Source organism: Streptomyces sp. NPDC059255, from assembly GCF_042752355.1.
Classification (GTDB): Bacteria; Actinomycetota; Actinomycetes; order Streptomycetales; family Streptomycetaceae; genus Streptomyces.
Map to the genome: position 1 here is coordinate 1 of NZ_JBHYZP010000094.1, position 2,299 is coordinate 2,299.

Below are 2,299 nucleotides of genomic sequence, written 5' to 3' on the forward strand. Positions count from 1 at the left end.
CAGAACAACACCAATCAGCCCACCCAACCGCACCCACCCACCTGGACACTGCAACGAGAACCACACCAGACAAGAACACAAGAACCTCCACCAGCGTCTAGCCTTCCGGCAAGCTTCACGAAAGGTACGAGCATGGACTCCAGCTACTACCAACGCCAGTTGGATGTGAAGAGAAAGGCCCACGCCGCAGCGCTGAAGAGGGCGAGCGGTCTGGGGCTGAAGCAGGCCGGCAGGGAGGAGAAGGCCACGAAGAAGGCGGCGTCGGCGAGCAGGGCCGGAAGCCCCGGCGTGCAGCGGAGCCGGATGAAGTCTGCCCAACGCTACAAGAAGGAAGCGAACAGCGCCGCTCTGAGCGCCAGTACATGGGCCTTGAAGGCGGCCAAGCTCGAGAAGGACATGGGCGTCCTGGCCAGGAAGCTGGCCAAGGCAGAGCAGGCAGAGCAGGAGGCCGCCGAGGCGGCGCGTCGCCGCGAGCAGGAAGAGGCGCAGCGGCTGGCTGCGGTTCAGCAGCAGGGAATCGAGAGCCGCTTGTCGGCGACAGAAGGCCAGGTGGACATGGTGCTTAAGGAACTGAGGGCCCCGAAGCCGGAGAAGCTGCGGATTCTGCTGCTGGGCGCGTCGTCCGCCGGTGACCTGCGGGTCGGTCAGGAACAGCAGAGGATCCGCGCGGCGGTGGAGCGCGCCACCCACCGCGATCTCGTGGAACTGGACGCCCATCCGGCCGCGACGGCGGACGTTTTCCTGAACGCCCTGACCAGGTTCAGGCCGCACGTGGTGCACTTCTCCGGGCACAGCAGTCACGACCTGATCTCCTTCGAGACGGGCGAGGACGGTTTCCACAAGGGCGCCATCGTCAGCGCCGCTGCTTTCGCCAGCGCCATTGCCGCGGTGGACGACAAGCCGCTCCTGGTGCTGCTCAACTCCTGTCACTCCGCAGCTCAGGCGCAGAAGCTGGTCGACACGGTGCCGTTCACGATCGGCATGTCCGACAGCATCAGTGACGGCGACGCCATCACCTACGCCGCCCGCTTCTACGCCTCGGTGGCCGACGGCCAGTCGGTCCAGGCCGCGCAACCTTCTCAGCAAGGCGGCAGTCGCGCTCAACGGTCTCCTCGACCACCATCTCCCCACCCTCGCCCACCCGGTCGACGTCGATCCGGGCGCCGCGAAGCTGGTGACCCCTCCGCCGGTCTAGCCAGAATACCGCGCGCGGGGGCATTGGCCCTGTTCTGAGCAGGGGTCGGGAAACGGCCGCTGTCCCGGCCCTTGTTCGGAACAGGGCACCCGGCATCGGCGCGCGGTGGCCCTGCCGCTGCCGCTATCACCGCACACTGACCGGTGCGGACCTGCACGAGGTGGACCTGCAGAACGCGGATCTGAGCTGAGCCGAAGCACGACAGATGTCACCAACAGGCTCGGATCAGCTGCGAGAGGGGGCACGCGAAGCATCCTGGTTGTCACGGGCGACGCATCCGACTTGTCATATGACCTCGTTCAGCAGCCCTACTGTCACCAGAAGGTGTTCCTGGGGCCCGCACGACGCTAGTGTCAAGACCGTGATCGTATGGCTCAACGGCACGCACGGCGCGGGCAAGACGACGATCAGTGCGCTCCTCCAGCAGCTGATTCCGGACTCACGGGTGTTCGACGCCGAGAAAGTCGGCGAGACACTCATGGACATCAAGCCAGGACTGCCCGCGACGGACAACTTCCAGCACTGGCCGCCATGGCGACCGCTCGTGGTCGAGACCGCCCAACGCGTCCTCGACTACACCGGCGGAACCCTGGTGATGCCCATGACCGTCCTGGTCGAGCAGTACTGGCGCGAGATCAGCTCGGGCCTTGCCCAGCACGATATTCCGGTCCGACACTTCGTCCTCCATGCCGACCAGGACACCCTCCGCGCGCGCATCGCGGGCGACACCGTTCTGGGCCCCGACTCCCCGTTCCGGCTCCATTACCTCGAGCCCTACGCCAAGGCGGCCCGCACGTGGCTGCACGCCGAGGCCGAGGTCATCGACACCACGCACCTCACCCCCGCCCAGGCCGCCCAGCAGATCGCAGAAGTCGTCAAGAGTTGAGACCTTCCGGGAGCCGCACCTCGCAGATGACAACAAGACTGCCTATGTGACAACTACCGTGCTTCGGCTCATGAGCTATGCGGACCTGAGGTGCACGAACGGGCCCCGGACCGTGGACGGTCCGGTGTGACTGAGCGCTTCAGTTGGCCGGTCGAGTGCCAGCCTCGTGCGAACCTGGCACGATTCACGTCATCGCCTTGGGGCGGTCAACGTCCAGC

General features: G+C 65.9%; 2 protein-coding genes. Both read left to right on the forward strand.

All coding sequences use genetic code 11. The features are described from left to right. Positions 1–132 precede the first annotated feature (132 nt). Positions 133–1,233 carry a hypothetical protein gene (locus ACFXKG_RS41130; RefSeq protein WP_384850711.1) on the forward strand — a complete coding sequence of 367 codons (1,101 nt, stop codon included), beginning with the start codon at positions 133–135 and terminating at the stop codon, positions 1,231–1,233. 323 nt (positions 1,234–1,556) lie between these two features. Continuing rightward, on the forward strand, positions 1,557–2,081 hold the full coding sequence (locus ACFXKG_RS41135) for an AAA family ATPase (protein WP_384850714.1): 525 nt from the start codon (positions 1,557–1,559) through the stop codon (positions 2,079–2,081). Positions 2,082–2,299: the final 218 nt, after the last annotated feature.

Bases quoted from the DNA above. Each gene is read 5' to 3' on its own strand.
- ACFXKG_RS41130 (WP_384850711.1), top strand. From the start codon at position 133: ATGGACTCCAGCTACTACCAACGCCAGTTGGATGTGAAGAGAAAGGCC.